We start from the raw sequence: 15386 nt of genomic DNA on the forward strand, positions 1-15386 counted from the left end.
AGTTTCCTCGCAATATTTTCTCCAGGGGTCAGGCGTCCGCCGTGGCAGGCGGAGTGGTGTCGCGGCGCGAGGCGCCACGGTGAAACAGGAAGGCGCCGAGGACCACCAGCGCCGCCGCCAGGCTCAGGTAAGGAGGTACCGCCTCCCCAAGCAGCGTGACGGCGATCAGCGTACCGACCAGGGCAGCCACCATGCCGATCTGGCTGAGGTAGACGGGGCCGGCGATCTTCTGCAGCACGAAGTAGAAGACGTAGAGCACGGTGAAGACCATGGCTTCCGCCAGCAGCAGACGAATCACTTCCCAGCCGAGCAGCTGCCGTACTTGCCCTGATTCGAACACCAGCACGAAGGGGGCGAGCGTCAGCGCTCCACCCAGCAGCATCAGCGCCGCCAGGTACACCGCCCCTGTCTCACCGGGCCAGCGCAGGGTGCGATAGATATTGCCCAGCGCAAGGATCAAGGGAATCGCCAGAACCAGGGCGGCCCAACCCTGGGCGCCCTGCATACCGCCCGCCTTGGCCCATGCCAGCAGCACTCCGCCAGTCAGACCCAACATGACACCCAGCAACCGCAGCGCATTGACGCGCTCCATGCCCAGTCCTACCGCCAGCATCCAGGTCAGGAGAATCGGAAAGGCAAAGCTGAGGGAGATGAAGCCGGCACCCACGTGGCGTACCGCCAGGAAGACCAACGCATTGGGCAGGGCGAACAGCGCTCCCGAGACCACCCCGTACTCCAGGATGCGTCGGTTGAGCTTCATCGGCTGGCGCTGTACGGCAGCCAGCGCCAGTAGCAGTAGACCGGCACCGGCCACCGCCACCATCAGGAAGCTCAAGCGCGGCGCGCCGGCATTGTCAGCGAGCTTGGCCACGACCAGCGAGAGAGCCAACAGGCTGCCGACCAGCAGCAGGCAGGCCAGGGCGTACCAGCCGGTACGGTTGCTTGGTGTCGTGGAGTTCGCCATGATGGGCTCCTATAGAACGGCAAAAAGAATCTTGCCAAAAAGTATCTTGATGGAAAGATAAACGCACCTATGAACCGTGTCAAGCAAGCCATTGCTCAATGGCAACAGGAAATGCCCGAGCTCGACCTGCTGCCGATGGAGGTGGTGGGGTATTTGAAGACCATGCAGTCGCTCACCCAGGAGCGGCTACAGTCCTTCTTCAAGGAGTACGGCCTACAGGCGGGGGAGTTCGACGTGCTGGCCACGCTGCGGCGTTCGGGAGCCCCCTATCGCCTGGGACCGACGCAGCTGTTCGAGACGCTGATGATCTCGTCCGGGGGCATGACCAGCCGGCTGGATCGGCTGGAGAAGGCGGGTCTGATCCGGCGCTCGCCGAATCCCGAGGATCGGCGCGGCACCTTGGTCTCTCTGACCGAGGAAGGGCTCGAGCTGATGAACCGAATGGTCCCACGTCACGTGGAGAACGAAGCCAGGATGCTCGCCGCTCTCAGCCACGAGGAACAGCGAGCCTTGAGTGAGCTGCTGGGCAAGCTGCTGGAAGGGTTGGCCGATGAAACCTGAGCGGCCGAGCTAGACGAGTGCCAGCTCCCCCTGCACCAGCCCCCGCTCATGCTCCACCAGCCAGCGCTTGCGCGGCAACCCGCCGCCATAGCCGGTCAGGGTACCGTTGGCGCCGATCACTCGATGGCACGGCACCACGATGGCCACCGGATTGGCGCCGTTGGCCAGGCCCACGGCGCGGCTGGCACCGGGGCGACCAATTCGTGCGGCCAGCTCGCCATAGCTGATCGTGGTGCCGGCCGGAATGCCGCGCAACGCCTGCCATACCTGGCGCTGGAACTCGGTGCCGCCGGTGGCCACCGGCAGCGCATCGAGGTGGGACGGGTCGCCGGCAAAGTAGGCCTCCAGCGCCTGTCGGATGGCTTCAGGCGCCGTGCCCTTGACGAGCTCGTAGTGGCGGTAGTGGCGACCCAGCAGGCGGTGCAGTCGCTCATCGTGGCTATCGAATTCCAGCGCTCGCAGTGCGCCCTGGTCGTCGCCGACCAGGCGCAGCTCGCCCACGGGGGACGGCAATAGGTCAAGCCAGAGTCGCATCGCTTATCTCCTGTTGTGGGTGCGCTGCCGTGGTACCCGCATCGGCGTGCCATAGGTGCATCACGGCGTAGGCGCGCCAGGGCCGCCAGGCCTCGGCACGCGCAAGCAGCTCACGCGGTGTGGGCCGCCGGCCCTGTTCCGCCAGCGCCCGCTGCAGCGCCACGTCCGAAGGCAGGAAGGCATCGCTCTCCTGCAGTCCGCGCATGGCGATGTAGTGGGCCGTCCATGCGCCGATGCCGGGCAAGGCGCACAGGTGGGCCACGGTGTCGTCGAGATCCCGCCGCTCGAACAGCTGCGGCCGCTCACGGTAGGCCGACGCCAACCCCACCAGGGCATTGGCTCGCGCGCCAGGCATGCCGAGCGCCTTGATTTCGTCGAAGGTAAAGCGTTCGGGCAATGGGAACAGTCGGTCCAGGCCGGTTTCCGTCTGATCCGCCAAACGTTCACCCAGACGTTCGACCAGGCGCCCGGCCAGCCGCGTAGCAGCATCGACGCTGACCTGCTGGCCGAGGATCGCCCGTACGGCGACTTCGAAAGGGTCCCAACCGCCCGGCACGCGCAGCCCGGGGCGGCTCGCCACGAGCGGCGCCAGCGTGACATCGTGGCCAAGTCCCAGGCATATCGCCTCGGGATCGGCCTCCAGGTCGAAGAGCCGCTGCAGCCGGACCGTGACGCCCGACAGGGCCGCGACCTCGGGCAGCCGGATCGAAGCGTGCAAGGCGTTGTCGGCGGGAACATGGCTTACGCTTACGCTACCGACCACCTCGCCCATCCGGAAGACCCGGTGATAGCACTCCCCGTCGATGCGCTCGAGCCCTGGAATGGTCCGGCGCGCCAGAAAGGCCAGTATCGCCTGCCAGTCATAGGGTGGCCGGTACGGCAAGTGCAGCGTCAGCTCGGGCAGGTGGGAAGCTTCACCGGGGCGCCCGGTTTCGGTCGAGAGATTCATGGCTCCATTCTAGCCCGAGCGCAGCGGATGGCTGGCGGTTTTCAGATATGCATGTCAACGCTAAGTGGCTCTCCAGAATCTCCTCGAACTGGCCCTTAGCAAGGAGCCAACTTCGCCTCACACTGGGTGGCACCCATCAGAAAACGAGAGGAGCCATTCATGTCCATCCGCCATGCCACCCTCGAAGACCTTGCCCCGCTCAGCGAACTGCTCGACGGCTACCGGCAGTTCTATCGCCAGAAACCGGACCTCGCGGGCGCCCGGCAATTCCTTCAGGCACGCCTGGAGCTTGGCGACTCGTACATCCTGGTCCACGAGAGCCCCGCGGGAGAGCTGCAGGGCTTCGTTCAGCTCTACCCGCTGCTTTCCACCGTGCGCCTGGCGCCGCTGTGGCTGCTCAACGACCTGTTCGTCGCACCCCAGGCACGCAGCAGCGGTGTCGGCCGAGCCTTGATGCTGGCCGCCAGGGAGCTTGCCAGTTCTCATGGCGTCGGCCATCTCAAGCTCGCCACCGAGATCGACAATCGAACCGCCCAGGCGCTCTACGAGTCATTGGGCTGGCAGCGCGATACCACCTTCTATCACTACGGCCTGCTGTTCGACACGCAAGCAGACCAGGGCTGAGCGGAGGCGCCATGTACGTTCCCCCATCGATGCGTCTCGACCGCGAACAGGCCTGGGAGCTGATCGACCGGCACGGCTTCGCCGCCCTGGTCGATGCCGAGCTGTCGGCCACTCACCTGCCCCTGATGCTGGAGCGCAGCGAAGGCGAACTCGGCACGCTTTACGGCCACTTCGCCCGGGCCAATCCCCAGTGGCGTACGCTGGATGGCAACCGGGCACTGGCGATCTTCAGCGGCCCCCATGCCTACATATCACCGTCCTGGTACGCCAGCCAGCCCGCCGTGCCCACCTGGAATTACCTGGCCGTGCATGCCACAGGCACCCTCGAACTGCTGGGGACAGAGGACACGCGGACACTGCTCGACCGCAGCCTGGCGCACTACGAGCCCGCACTGCTCGATTCGCTGGGCCGCGAGCACGAGTATCTGACCAAGATGCAGGCCGGCGTGGTCGGCTTTCGCCTTCGCATCGAGACGCTCACGGGCAAGGCCAAGCTCGGCCTGCAGCGCTCCCGGGCCGACCAGGAAGGCGTCGAAGCGGCCCTGGCCGAAAGCCGCGATCCGCAGGCACGCCAGCTATGGCGCCATATGCAGAAGCTGACGAAAGAGGGGCAAGGTACATGAGCCCGAGCGATGTGCAGCGCAACGAGCATGGCCAACCGGTCGGCGCCGCCCTGCCCGCCTGGCAGCCGGTACGCCGGCCCGATCGTATGGCGCTGCAGGGTCGCCGGGTTCGCCTCGAGCCACTGGCGCCGGAACGTCATGCCGATTCGCTGCATGCCGCCTTCCTGGCCCCCGGCGAAGGCCCGCACGACGCCCCCGAGGCGCGCTGGACCTACTCCGGCGGCATGCCGTTCGCCGATGCCGGCCAGTACCGCACCTGGCTGGAGGCCAGGTCGGAAAGCGACGACCCGCTGTTCTATGCCATCGTCGAGACGACTGAGGCCATCGTCGAGACGGCTGACGAGCGGACACCCGGCCGGGCGCTGGGCCTGGCCAGCTACCTCAATATCGTTCCGGAGCACGGCAGCATAGAGGTCGGCCACATTCACTTCACGCCAGCCCTACGACGCACGCCGGCGGCCACCGAAGCCATGCTGCTGATGATGCGCCACGCCTTCGCACTGGGCTACCGGCGCTACGAATGGAAGTGCAATGCGCTCAACGCCGCCTCGCGACGTGCCGCCGAGCGCCTGGGCTTTCGCTTCGAGGGTATCTTCCGCCAGCATCGGGTGGAGAACGGGCATAGCCGCGATACCGCCTGGTTCTCCCTGCTCGACAGTGAATGGCCAGCCGTCGTGGCCCGCCTGGAGCGCTGGCTAGCGCCGGAGAACTTCGATGCGGAGGGAAGGCAGCTGAGCTCGCTGTCAAAGCTGATGGCAGGCTAGGTATTATCCGTCAGTTTCAGCCACTCTCGGGCCAGCCACTGCCCTGCCCGTTCGATCTCCGCCTCAATAGTGCCGGCGTAGCCCAACACCAGCCCAGGCCTGCCGGGTGCGATCAGGTAGTAGCTCGACAGCGGCGACAGTGAGATGCCCTCGCCCGCCGCCCGATCGACCAGGTTGCGCTCATGTTCGGCATCGTCGAGCCAGGCGACCAGGTGCATACCGGCCTGCCCTTCGGATAACCGCAGGCCCCGTGCCACGGCCGGCGCCAAGGCCTCGCGCAGCAGGGCCTGGCGCCTGCGGTAGCAGTCGCGCATACGACGCACATGGCGAGAAAAATGGCCTCGAGCAATGAACTCGGCCAGGGCGGCCTGCACGGCGTACTGCCCCTCGCGATGGAGCCGGGCATTGGCCCGCCGAAACGGCTCGACCAGCGGCTCCGGCAGCACCAGGTAGCCCAACCTCAGGCCGGGGTACATCACCTTGCTGAAGGTGCCCACGTAGATGACCCGCGCGTCTTCCACCAGCCCCTGCAGGGCGGCAACAGGCCGCTGGCCATAGCGAAATTCACTGTCGTAGTCGTCTTCCACGATCCAGGCCCCGTGTCGCTCAGCGGCTTCCAGCAACGCCAGCCGCCGGGCGAGACTCATGGTCACGCCGCTGGGATACTGGTGCGAGGGTGTCACGTAGATCAGCCGCGGATGCCCCGGATCGTCGAGGGCCTCGATCTGCATGCCCTCATCGTCTACCGGCACCGGCTGCATATCGAGCCCCGCCGCCGCGAAACAGGCCTGGGCGCCATGGTAGCCCGGCTCCTCGAGCCATACTTCATCGCCGCTGTCGCTCAACAGTCGCACGATCAGTTCGAAGCCCTGCTGGGCCCCCTGCACGATCAGGATCTGCTCGGGGCGACAGCGCACCGAGCGTGACAGCTGCAGATAGTCGGCCAGCGCCTCGCGCAGCGCCGGAACACCGCCCTGAATCTGATAGGCGAGCCAATCCATGGGCATGTGTTGCAGGTGACGGCGCACCAAACGCTGCCACTGGGCATGGGGAAAGCGGTCCAGCGCCGGCACGCCGGGCACGAAGGCCGGGTGGCGCCCTTGCTGGGTAGGACAGTAGGCAAGCAACGCCGTGCCACGTGCGGAGAGGCTCATGTCGCCATCCACTACCGATGGCGATGACGCGGTGTCAGCCGTTGTCTCATGCTGGAACGGCAGGTCGGCAACGAATGTGCCCGAACCATGACGGGTTACCAGGAAACCTTCGGCCAGCAGCTGGTCGAAGGCGGCCAGTACCGTATTGCGCCCCAGGCCCAGCTCCTGGGCCAGCTGCCGGGTGGAGGGCAACCGCTGGCCGCTGCCCAGTCGCCCCGTCTGAATCCATTCGCGCATGGCGTGATAGAGGCGCGAGGTCAAGGGTTGTGTCGATGGATTGTCCAGCGCCAGGCCCAACGCATCGGACAGTCCGTCAGCCTGTTCCAGGAGAGCAGATCCGCGGGACGGCACGCCCTTAACGATCCCGCTCATCCGCAACGACCCGGTTGCGCCCAGCTCGCTTGCCTTCATAGAGATTCTGGTCGGCGCGATGCAGGATAGCCTCCAACGTCTCCTCGGTGCCGTGGAATGCCGACACGCCACAGGTAATCGATGCACCGAAACAGTGCCCTTCCTCCGAGGTGAACGCTTGCGCAAGCACCAGCTGGCGCACTTTTTCCGCCACACCGACGGCTTCCTCGAGATCGGTTTCGGGCAGCAGGAGGGCAAACTCTTCTCCGCCAAGCCGTGCCGGGATATCGTTCGTTCGCAGCTTTTCGCGCAGCAGATTACCCACGCTCACCAGCACCTGATCGCCTGCGGGATGGCCATGGGTATCGTTGATACGCTTGAAGTGGTCGAAGTCGAACAGCACCACCGCTGTCGGTCTGTCGTATCGGCGATAGCGAGCCAGCTCCTGCACCAGCCGCTGCATGAAATATCGGCGGTTGAATAGTCCGGTGAGCTCGTCGGTGCGCGACAGCTGGCGCAGACGCAGCTCGAGTTTCTTCTGCTCGGTGATGTCACGCACCGTGCCAATGAGAATCCGATCATCCCCCTCGGGCACATAGTCGGCCAGCTCGTGCACCCAGCGGATTTCGCCATCAGGACGGATGATGCGATGCACGACATCATGGTGTCCATGCTCCTGGGCTCGAGCCATGCTGGCTTCGATACTCTCCAGGTCCTCGGGATGCACCATGGCCTTGAAGGCATGAATACTCGGCATGAAGGTCTTGGGGTCGACGCCAAAGATGTCGTAAATCACCTCGGACCAGAACAGCTCATTGGCCTTGAGGCTGGCTCGCCAATAACCCAGCCGGGCGACCTGTTCAATACGATGCAGGGTGCGCTTGAGGTGTGCGACCTCCGCGCGCGCCTCCTCGAGTTCGCGCCGGACCTGCTCACAGGGGGCAGCGGGAGAGCCGCCATCATGGGTCTCTCCTATCGGGCGCTCATGCTTGCTATTGTTATGCGAGGCCTTCATGACGTCTCTATCGCCACTTCAATGAGTGGAACGCAGCATACCTTTTTGCCTTGATGGCTACCAACCCTCCCTCGGCGGCAAGCTCCCGACCTCCCCGTCCGGGTGCGGCGCAAGCCTGGCCAGGTGTCGTATCAGCCCCGCATGGCCTTCGCGCATCATGGCCTGATGATTCCAGACGACCAACGGCCGCGCCACCCGAGCCAGCAGTCCCATCCAGGGACGCACCGTACGCACCTGCCAGAGATAACGTACCCGGGTACCAAGATTCTCCTCATGCAGCTGCCAACTCCCAAGACCAGCCACATCGCCACTCGCCATGCCCTCGATCAAGCAGGGTTCGAATACACGGGTGATGCGAATATCGAAGCGCAGATGATAGCCCAACCGGCTCTTCCAGACGAAGTGCTGGGTGCGCCCAATACCGTACTCGTTGCCGGCCACGAGCGGCTGCACGTCGATCAGGCCAGGCCACCAGTCGGGCCAGTGCAGCGAATCGGTCAGGGCGTTGAATACCTCGCCGATCGGCGCCTCGATGTGCCAGGTGGTATCGAAGTCGAAACTTGCCATGGGCGCTGCTCAGCACGAACGTCAGGGCGAGAAATGATTGAGGGGGAAGGCAGGGTCGAGCTCGACGTCTTCCAGGTGCACGCTTTCCAGGCGCTCGCCGCGCCGGTCGTAGCTGATCACCCTGAGCGGGAACAGCGTCTCCTCGTCAAGCCACAGGTCGTAGCGCGCCACCTCGTGCACCGTTCGGCCGGGTTCGGCCTCCACCACCACATGCTTGACCAAGTGTCCATCAAGCGTCATCGGCTCGAGCAAGCGTGCGCTGCCGTGCTGCTGCAACTGCTGCACATTGCGCAGCAGCGTGCCCACGTCGGACTGGTCCACGCGATGCCCGCGTGAGCTGCGTACCATGCGGTTGGTGGGGCGCAGGGAGAGCCCCGGCCGCCTGCCCGGCGAACCGAAGGGCCACAGCTGGACCTTGCCGGTATCGGGGCGATAGATCAGCACCGCTCCACGATACGGCGTTTCCATGTCCATGCGTATGTAGCCGGGGTGCTGATAGCTGTAGCGGATGACCTCCTCGCCACCGCTGCCCTGGCTGCGCAGCGTGAGACGATACCCCGACAGTGCATCGACATGTGTCAGCGCCGCAGCGATAGGGTCTTCCTCGAAAGAGGCGCTCATCGCCACCAGAACGAGCAGCAACATAGACGTTTCCTCGGGCTCCTGCCTTTGATATTAGCAGGGCCATGGCGGGTGCATGCTATCGTATTGGCGTTGCCCAACCCACGGAGAGGTCAGATGAAATACCTCGGCGCCCATGTCAGTGCCGCAGGCGGGCCCGACCAGGCCGTGTTACGCGCCGTCGAGATCGGTGCCGACGCCTTCGCCCTGTTCACCAAGAACCAGCGCCAGTGGCGCGCCAAGCCCCTCGAGGACACCGCCATCGAGGCCTTTCGCAGCGCCTGCAAGCAGCACGGCTTCGGGCCCGGGCAGATCCTTCCCCATGACAGCTACCTGATCAATCTCGGCCACCCGGACAGGGCGGGGCTCGAGAAGTCCCGCGCCGCCTTTCTCGACGAGATGCAGCGCTGCGAGCAGCTCGGCCTGACCCTGCTCAACTTCCACCCCGGCAGTCATCTGAAGAAGATCAGCGAGAGTGAATGCCTGACCCGCATTGCCGACTCGATCAACCATGCCCTGGCCGAGACCCGCGGCGTCGTTGCAGTGATCGAGAACACCGCCGGCCAGGGCACCAACCTGGGTTGGCGCTTCGAACACCTGGCCGAAATCATCGAGCAGGTCGACGACAAATCGCGGGTCGGCGTATGCATCGACACCTGCCACGCCTTCGCCGCCGGCTACGACCTGCGCACCCCCGAGGCCTGCACCGCCACCCTCGACGAGTTCGGCAAGGTGGTCGGCTTCGAGTACCTGCGCGGCATGCACCTCAACGACGCCAAGAGCGAGTACGCCAGCCGGGTCGACCGCCATCACAGCCTGGGCCGGGGCAATATCGGGCTAGACGCCTTCGCCACCATCATGCGAGACCCGCGCATCGACGAGATCCCCATGGTGCTGGAGACCATCGAGCCGGAGATCTGGGCCGAGGAGATCGCCTGGCTGCGCGCTCAGGTGGTCGATGGGTGACCGCAGAACCGCTTGAAGCCGTGGTCCGGGGATTACTCGAGCTCGACCAGGCCATGCCGCATCGCATAGCGAAACAGGCCCGCCAGGGAGTTGGTATTGAGCTTGCGATAGATATTGCTGCGATGCGACTCCACCGTGCGGGTACTGATGGAGAGTGCTTCACCGATGTCGCGGCTGCTCATGCCTTCGAACATCAGCTTCAGGATGGCGGTCTCGCGAGGCGTCAGGCGATCCTGCTTCTCCTCGAGGAGCACACGGGAAACGCCGGAGCCGAAATGGCTGCGCCCACTTGCCACCTCCCGCAGGGCAAAGACCATCTGCTCCGCCGACGCATCCTTGAGCACGTAGCCCGCCGCCCCGCAGGCCACCGCGCGCCTGATGTACTCCTCGTTGTCGTGCATGGTCAGCACCAGCACCCGGATGTCCGGACAGGTTTCCTTCAGAATCTTGCACGCTTCGAGGCCAGACAGACCGGGCATGGTGATGTCCGTCACCACCACGTCCGGCTGCAACTCCCGGGCGCGCTCCAGCAACTCTTGGCCTGAACTGGCCACTCCGACGAGATCAACGCCCTGCTGCGCCTCCAGCCGGTAGCGCAACCCTTCCAGCACCAGCGGATGGTCGTCCGCCAAAAGTACGCGTATAGACCCTTCCATCGACTCTCTCCCCGCTTGTCTTGCCGGCAACACGGTGAAACGGCACCTTGAGCCTGATACACACGCCCCTGCCGGGCGCCGCCTCGATCGTCAGGCGCCCGCCCAGCAGATCCACCCGGTCCTGAATGTTGCGCAACCCCAGGCCGGTTCCCCCCTGCTCATGGCTCTGATCGGCACGCCAGGCGAAGCCCTCGCCATCATCGGCAATTTCCAGGTAGACCCAGCTTCGGCGGCGCACCAGTTTCACCTTGACCTGGCGGGCCCCGCCGGCGTGCTTCTCGATGTTATGCAGGCTCTCCTGGGTGATGCGATACAGCGCCGTTGCCAGCACCGGCTGACACTGCCGGCTGTCGATATTCGACTCGAAATGGATCCGAACCGGCTTGCGCTCCACCAGGTCCGAGCAGAGACTCTCCAGAGCCGCGACCAGCCCCAGGTCGTCGAGCACGCTCGGGCGCAGGTCATAGGCCAGCCGCCTGAGATCCTGAATTGCGGTTTCAAGGATACGATCGGTCGCGGCCAGGGAGGAGGAGGCGTCAACATGGTCGCCCCGGCCCAGGGCATCATCGATGCGCTCCAGCTTGAAGCGTGCCGATACCAGTAGCTGGTTGATGCCATCGTGCAGTTCACGGGAAATCCGCCGCCGCTCCTTTTCCAGGAAACTGAAGGTCTTCTGCGCCATCTTGACCAGCTTGCGATTCGCCACTCGTGCTTCGCTTATGTTGACCGCAAGGCCGATCACGGCGATGACGAGCAGGCAGGAGACGGTAAAGAACGCCATCAGCAGTATGGTCTTGCGCGCGTTCTCCACCATATGGTGCTCCATCTGGCTGACGACCTGCTCGATGTCATCCAGGTAAAGACCGGTGCCAACCATCCAGCCCCACTCATCCAGGCCAATGGAGTAACCCAGCTTGAGCACCGACTCCCCCCCGGAAGGCTTGTCCCAGCGGTATTCGGTAAAACCACCCCCTTCCTGGGCGCGCTGGACGAGTCGCTGGATCAGGAATTTTCCATCCTCATCGCGAAAATTCCACAGGTCCTGTCCTACCAGATGCTCCAGCCGGGGATGGACGATACTCAGTCCTTCGTAGTCGTAGACGAAGAAATACCCATCGGAGCCATACTCCATTCGATGGAAAGCATCCGCGACCCGGCGTTGAGCCACGTCTCCAGGCAGGGAAGTGTCTTCGTAGATATCGCGGATCGCCGTATAGGCGAGTTCCATGTAGTTCTTCAGTTCAGCCTTCTTGGCTTGCAGCAATCCGTCCTTGAGGATTTCCGACTGCACCCCACTCAACCGCGCGCTCTGATGGATGGCCAGGAAAGTCATGCCGACGATGAGAACCAACAGCGGGAGCAAGGTAAGCAGTGTCAGCTTGGTTCTGAACGTGAACACTGGCGTATACCTGTTTACTTATTATTGTTGAGCCACAGTTATTGTCGAGCCACCAGCCCCGCCAACCTCAATTACCGGACAAGGATTGGCAGGGCCTGATTTTCAGACTCGTAACTAACGCTTGCGGCAACTCACCATCCTACCACCGCCGGCAACCACAGAACCACACCGGGGAAGACGATGATCAGCGCCAGGGCAAGGATCTGGATCAGCACGAAGGGAATGGCACCCTTGTAGATATCACCCGTGGTGATCCCCGGCGGCGCCACGCCCTTCATGAACAGCAACGACCAGCCGAAGGGCGGCGTGAGGAACGACGTCTGGAGGTTCATGGCGATCAGGATGGCCACCCAGACCATGGACATGTCGCCTTGGCTTGCCAGGAAGGGCAAGAACAGTGGCACGGCAATGTAGGAGATCTGGATCCACTCGAGGAAGAACCCCAGGAAGAAGATCAGCAGCAGCATGAAGATCAGCGTGCCGTACATGCCGCCCGGCACCCACTCGAACATCGCCTCGATCAGGAACTCGCCGTCCAGGCCCCTGAAGGCCAGGGCGAAGACCTGCGAGGCGATCAGCACAAAGAAGATCATGCAGCTGATGCGCAGGGAGGTCTTCACGGTATCGGAGAGTACCGGGAGCGACATGCGACCGGAGACGATCGTCAACAGCAAGGCGCCCACGGCCCCCACCGATGCCGCCTCCGTGGGAGCGGCCACCCCGCCGATGATCGAGCCGAGTACGGCGAAGATCAGCAGCAGCGGCGGCACCACGACCTTGGCGAAGTCCTTGCACAGCTCCCGCTTGCTGACGGCGGCACGCTCCTGCTCATCGATGGCGGGCACATCGGCGGAAAAGAAGAAGGCCAGTACCAGCAGGTAAGCCAGGTACATGCCGGCCAGCAGCAGGCCGGGCACCAGTGCCGCGGCGAACAGGCTGCCGACGGAGAGATTCATGATATCGGCGAGCACCAGCAACACCAGGCTGGGCGGGATGATCTGCCCCAGGGTGCCTGCGGCACAGATGGTGCCGCAGGCCACCGTCTTCTTGTAGCCGCGCCGCACCAGGGTAGGCAGCGCCATCAGGGTCAGGGTGACGATGGCCGCGCCGACGATGCCCGTCGCCGCCCCCAGCAGCACGCCCACGATGATCACCGCCAGGGCCATGCCCCCCGGCAGGCCGCCACACAGGTGGCCGATCACGTCGAGCATGCGCTCGGCGATCTTCGAGCGCTCCAGCATCACGCCCATGAAGACGAACAGCGGTATGGCCAGCAGGGTGTAGTTGGAGACGACACCGTAGATCCGCGAAGGCAGCAGCTCGAACAGCCAGCCATCGAAGCCGATGAAGCCGAAGACGAAGCCGACGAAGGCCACCACGAATCCAACCGGAATGCCGGTCATCACCAGGACGAAGAAGGCCACGATCATGGCCAGCGCATAATATTCCAAGGCCATGACTCAGGCACTCCCGGCGTAGTGTTGAACGAGGCGCCTGCCGTTCTCCAGCGCCTGGCGAACCGACTCGGTCGCCACGAAGACGAAGCCGACCACCACCAACGACTTGGGAATCCAGCGCCAGGGCAGGCCAGAGGAATTCGGCGAGCGCTCACCGCGGATGAGGGAGGTCTCGGCAAAAGGAAAGCTGTAATGGATGATGAGCAGCGCACAGGGCAGCGCCACCAGCAGTGCGGTGATGAGGTTCAGCCACAGCATGCCAACGGGGCTGAAGCGGCTCGACAGGATATCCACCCGCACGTGATCGTCGAACTTCATGGCATAGGCAATGCCCATCATCGCCATGACCGACAGCAGGTACCACTCCAGCTCCTGGGCCCACACCGCTCCCAGGCCGAAAGCATAGCGACTCAGCATGTTGCCGAAGATCAGCGCGACCATGACAAGCATGGCCGTACAGCCAATGAAGCCGGCAAGGCCGGTTAGACGCTCGAGCAAACGCTCGAGCGAGGTACAGAAACGCAGCATCTCAACTCCCCCTCTGGGCAGGTACCCAGCGGACGTCAAAGGTGGGGTAGGCGCGACCCGGAAGGGCCTGGAAGGAAAGCGCCCGGCTTCGCTGACGACTAGACCGCAGCCGAGCGCCGGGGCAACGTCAGATCATGCCCTGACCGTAGCGGCTGATGGTGTTGGCAAACACAGCCTCGCTGTTGGCATGCCAGCCATCGTGCTTCTTCTTGAACGCCCAGAAGCTGTCGTTGATCCGCTTCACCAACGGGTCCTTGTCGGCCTCTGTCGCGAGAATATCGCGCGTGGCCTCGAACAGTGCCCGAATGACGTCGTCGGGGAGGGTCTCGAACGCCACGCCATGGTTGTTGACCAGATCATCCAGGGCGTCGCCGTTCTGGGCTTCGATCCAGGTATGGGAGGTGATATTGCAGGCTGCGGCCGCGTTGTGAAGCACCGCCTGCAGGTCGCTGGGCAAGGAGTCGTAGGCGTCCTTGTTGACGATGACCTCGGTGGTGGTGGAGGGCTCGTGCCAGCCCGAGGAGTAGTAGTGCTTGGCCGCATTGTGCAGGCCCAGGGCACGGTCGAGGTAGGGCCCCACCCACTCCGCCGCATCGATGGCGCCGCGCTCCAGGGCCGAGAATATCTCTCCTCCGGGCAGCAGGCGGGCATTGGCGCCGATGGCGTTGTAGACGTCGCCGGCCAGCCCCGGCATGCGGATGTTCAGGCCGCGGAAATCCGCGACGCTGGTGACGGGTTCACGGAACCAGCCCACCGGCTGCGCGCCGGTACAGCCCACCGCCAGCGGGATCAGGTTGTAGGGTTCGTAGGTTTCCTTCCACAGTTCGTAGCCGCCGCCATGCGCCAGCCAGGCATTGAAGCCCTGGAAGGTCATGCCGAACGGCACGGTGGTGAAATACTGGGCGGCAAACGACTCCCCGGCCCAGTAGTAGGAGCAGGCATGGTTCAGCTGGACCTGCTGGCCCCGCGAAACGGCATCGAAGCCGTCGAATGCCGGAATCAGTTCGCCGGCACCATAGACGCGAATCTTGATGCGCCCGCCCGACATCTCTTCGACACGCTTGGCGAAATCCGTCGCGGAGCCGGGGCCGGATTGGAAGAACGGAAAGCCGGAGGGCCAACTGGTTGTCATGCGCCAGTTGAAAGTTTCCTGGGCCTTGACGATGCTCGGTGCCATTACGGTACCCACCGCGGCAGCACCACCATACTTGAGGAAATTACGCCTGTTGACGCTCATGAAAGTGCCTTCTCCCGGCGTGCTTGATAGCATCAAGCGCACTACCAAGCAGCGCTCTTGTTTATTTTAATGATTGAATCGTGAACTGGTCAGAAAGCTGACCTTGGGGAGAATAAACTGGTGAGGGAGAAAATAAATCCGAGAGACTGCGCAATTCACCCTAGTGATATTTCTTAGTCGTTATTACGGACAGGGCATCCGTAGAACTACGTAAAACCACCTAGGGCATCAGCCAGAAGTATATACCTGGAAATATATTTCACTAAACCCATTAAAAAAGCAATACCAATGAGGCCAAGCGGGCAGCCAGGCCAGAAGCGACTCGGCGGCGGGCCATTCGGCAAGGTCGTGGACCCTTATGGCGAAGCGATAAAGAAGGGTTTCTCGCGAAGCGTGAAAACTTAGTCGCTGACATC

At 63.7% G+C, this 15386-nt stretch carries 17 protein-coding genes; 5 read left to right on the forward strand and 12 right to left on the reverse strand.

Annotated features, from left to right (window positions below; all coding sequences use genetic code 11):
* Positions 1-28: 28 nt before the first annotated feature.
* Complete coding sequence (locus tag LY622_RS18970; protein WP_234292295.1) at positions 29-964, reverse strand: DMT family transporter; 936 nt, start codon at positions 962-964, stop codon at positions 29-31.
* Between the two features lie 69 nt (positions 965-1033).
* On the opposite strand from LY622_RS18970, the gene LY622_RS18975 reads away from it, so the two are divergent.
* Positions 1034-1525 (forward strand): MarR family winged helix-turn-helix transcriptional regulator, encoded by a 492-nt coding sequence (locus tag LY622_RS18975; protein ID WP_234292296.1) that lies wholly within the window; start codon positions 1034-1036, stop codon positions 1523-1525.
* 9 nt (positions 1526-1534) lie between these two features.
* Here LY622_RS18975 and ogt read toward each other — a convergent pair whose 3' ends face one another.
* Together ogt and LY622_RS18985 are read right to left on the reverse strand one after the other, a co-directional pair.
* Complete coding sequence (ogt, locus tag LY622_RS18980; protein WP_234292297.1) at positions 1535-2059, reverse strand: methylated-DNA--[protein]-cysteine S-methyltransferase; 525 nt, start codon at positions 2057-2059, stop codon at positions 1535-1537.
* On the reverse strand, positions 2043-3008 hold the full coding sequence (locus tag LY622_RS18985; protein WP_234292298.1) for an AlkA N-terminal domain-containing protein: 966 nt from the start codon (positions 3006-3008) through the stop codon (positions 2043-2045). The genes ogt and LY622_RS18985 overlap by 17 nt, the downstream gene beginning before the upstream one ends.
* Positions 3009-3167: 159 nt before the next feature.
* Here LY622_RS18985 and LY622_RS18990 point away from each other — a divergent pair, with 159 nt between their 5' ends.
* Genes LY622_RS18990 through LY622_RS19000 form a run of 3 tightly spaced genes read left to right on the forward strand, consistent with a single transcriptional unit; the run spans position 3168 to position 5019 of the window.
* On the forward strand, positions 3168-3632 hold the full coding sequence (locus LY622_RS18990; protein ID WP_234292299.1) for a GNAT family N-acetyltransferase: 465 nt from the start codon (positions 3168-3170) through the stop codon (positions 3630-3632).
* Between the two features lie 11 nt (positions 3633-3643).
* Positions 3644-4255 carry an FMN-binding negative transcriptional regulator gene (locus tag LY622_RS18995; protein ID WP_234292300.1) on the forward strand — a complete coding sequence of 204 codons (612 nt, stop codon included), beginning with the start codon at positions 3644-3646 and terminating at the stop codon, positions 4253-4255.
* Positions 4252-5019 carry a GNAT family N-acetyltransferase gene (locus tag LY622_RS19000; protein ID WP_234292301.1) on the forward strand — a complete coding sequence of 256 codons (768 nt, stop codon included), beginning with the start codon at positions 4252-4254 and terminating at the stop codon, positions 5017-5019. The genes LY622_RS18995 and LY622_RS19000 overlap by 4 nt, the downstream gene beginning before the upstream one ends.
* On the opposite strand, the gene pdxR is transcribed toward LY622_RS19000, so the two are convergent.
* The 4 genes from pdxR to LY622_RS19020 are packed head-to-tail and all read right to left on the reverse strand — an operon-like array spanning position 5016 to position 8751.
* Entirely contained in the window at positions 5016-6545 is a 1530-nt protein-coding gene (gene pdxR / locus LY622_RS19005) for a MocR-like pyridoxine biosynthesis transcription factor PdxR (RefSeq protein WP_234292302.1), read from the reverse strand. The genes LY622_RS19000 and pdxR overlap by 4 nt on opposite strands.
* Positions 6529-7539, reverse strand: coding sequence for a GGDEF domain-containing protein (locus LY622_RS19010; protein WP_234292303.1), 1011 nt, complete (start codon positions 7537-7539; stop codon positions 6529-6531). The genes pdxR and LY622_RS19010 overlap by 17 nt, the downstream gene beginning before the upstream one ends.
* A gap of 57 nt (positions 7540-7596) precedes the next feature.
* Positions 7597-8106, reverse strand: coding sequence for an SRPBCC family protein (locus LY622_RS19015; RefSeq protein WP_234292304.1), 510 nt, complete (start codon positions 8104-8106; stop codon positions 7597-7599).
* Positions 8107-8127: 21 nt separating this feature from the next.
* Positions 8128-8751, reverse strand: coding sequence for a LolA family protein (locus LY622_RS19020; RefSeq protein ID WP_234292305.1), 624 nt, complete (start codon positions 8749-8751; stop codon positions 8128-8130).
* Between the two features lie 93 nt (positions 8752-8844).
* Here LY622_RS19020 and nfo point away from each other — a divergent pair, with 93 nt between their 5' ends.
* Complete coding sequence (nfo, locus tag LY622_RS19025) at positions 8845-9693, forward strand: deoxyribonuclease IV (RefSeq protein ID WP_234292306.1); 849 nt, start codon at positions 8845-8847, stop codon at positions 9691-9693.
* Between the two features lie 32 nt (positions 9694-9725).
* Here nfo and LY622_RS19030 read toward each other — a convergent pair whose 3' ends face one another.
* The 5 genes from LY622_RS19030 to LY622_RS19050 form a co-directional block, all read right to left on the reverse strand.
* Positions 9726-10349 carry a response regulator transcription factor gene (locus tag LY622_RS19030; RefSeq protein ID WP_234292307.1) on the reverse strand — a complete coding sequence of 208 codons (624 nt, stop codon included), beginning with the start codon at positions 10347-10349 and terminating at the stop codon, positions 9726-9728.
* Positions 10258-11748, reverse strand: a complete 1491-nt coding sequence (locus LY622_RS19035) for a cache domain-containing protein (protein WP_234292308.1) — start codon at positions 11746-11748, stop codon at positions 10258-10260. Before LY622_RS19035 ends, LY622_RS19030 begins: the two co-directional genes overlap by 92 nt.
* A gap of 131 nt (positions 11749-11879) precedes the next feature.
* The gene (locus LY622_RS19040) at positions 11880-13205 is read right to left on the reverse strand and encodes a TRAP transporter large permease (RefSeq protein ID WP_234292309.1); all 1326 of its coding nucleotides are present in this window, start codon (positions 13203-13205) and stop codon (positions 11880-11882) included.
* A gap of 3 nt (positions 13206-13208) precedes the next feature.
* Positions 13209-13733 carry a TRAP transporter small permease subunit gene (locus LY622_RS19045; RefSeq protein WP_234292310.1) on the reverse strand — a complete coding sequence of 175 codons (525 nt, stop codon included), beginning with the start codon at positions 13731-13733 and terminating at the stop codon, positions 13209-13211.
* A 127-nt stretch (positions 13734-13860) separates the two neighbouring features.
* On the reverse strand, positions 13861-14970 hold the full coding sequence (locus LY622_RS19050; RefSeq protein ID WP_234270774.1) for a TRAP transporter substrate-binding protein: 1110 nt from the start codon (positions 14968-14970) through the stop codon (positions 13861-13863).
* Positions 14971-15386 lie beyond the last annotated feature (416 nt).

Origin of the sequence: Halomonas alkalisoli (assembly GCF_021412585.1) — a bacterium.
GTDB lineage: Bacteria > Pseudomonadota > Gammaproteobacteria > Pseudomonadales > Halomonadaceae > Halomonas > Halomonas alkalisoli.

Coding starts and splice junctions, on each gene's coding strand:
- LY622_RS18970 (WP_234292295.1), bottom strand. CDS start 964: ATGGCGAACTCCACGACACCAAGCAACCGTACCGGCTGGTACGCCCTG.
- LY622_RS18975 (WP_234292296.1), top strand. CDS start 1,034: ATGAACCGTGTCAAGCAAGCCATTGCTCAATGGCAACAGGAAATGCCC.
- ogt (WP_234292297.1), bottom strand. CDS start 2,059: ATGCGACTCTGGCTTGACCTATTGCCGTCCCCCGTGGGCGAGCTGCGC.
- LY622_RS18985 (WP_234292298.1), bottom strand. CDS start 3,008: ATGAATCTCTCGACCGAAACCGGGCGCCCCGGTGAAGCTTCCCACCTG.
- LY622_RS18990 (WP_234292299.1), top strand. CDS start 3,168: ATGTCCATCCGCCATGCCACCCTCGAAGACCTTGCCCCGCTCAGCGAA.
- LY622_RS18995 (WP_234292300.1), top strand. CDS start 3,644: ATGTACGTTCCCCCATCGATGCGTCTCGACCGCGAACAGGCCTGGGAG.
- LY622_RS19000 (WP_234292301.1), top strand. CDS start 4,252: ATGAGCCCGAGCGATGTGCAGCGCAACGAGCATGGCCAACCGGTCGGC.
- pdxR (WP_234292302.1), bottom strand. CDS start 6,545: ATGAGCGGGATCGTTAAGGGCGTGCCGTCCCGCGGATCTGCTCTCCTG.
- LY622_RS19010 (WP_234292303.1), bottom strand. CDS start 7,539: ATGAAGGCCTCGCATAACAATAGCAAGCATGAGCGCCCGATAGGAGAG.
- LY622_RS19015 (WP_234292304.1), bottom strand. CDS start 8,106: ATGGCAAGTTTCGACTTCGATACCACCTGGCACATCGAGGCGCCGATC.
- LY622_RS19020 (WP_234292305.1), bottom strand. CDS start 8,751: ATGTTGCTGCTCGTTCTGGTGGCGATGAGCGCCTCTTTCGAGGAAGAC.
- nfo (WP_234292306.1), top strand. CDS start 8,845: ATGAAATACCTCGGCGCCCATGTCAGTGCCGCAGGCGGGCCCGACCAG.
- LY622_RS19030 (WP_234292307.1), bottom strand. CDS start 10,349: ATGGAAGGGTCTATACGCGTACTTTTGGCGGACGACCATCCGCTGGTG.
- LY622_RS19040 (WP_234292309.1), bottom strand. CDS start 13,205: ATGGCCTTGGAATATTATGCGCTGGCCATGATCGTGGCCTTCTTCGTC.
- LY622_RS19045 (WP_234292310.1), bottom strand. CDS start 13,733: ATGCTGCGTTTCTGTACCTCGCTCGAGCGTTTGCTCGAGCGTCTAACC.
- LY622_RS19050 (WP_234270774.1), bottom strand. CDS start 14,970: ATGAGCGTCAACAGGCGTAATTTCCTCAAGTATGGTGGTGCTGCCGCG.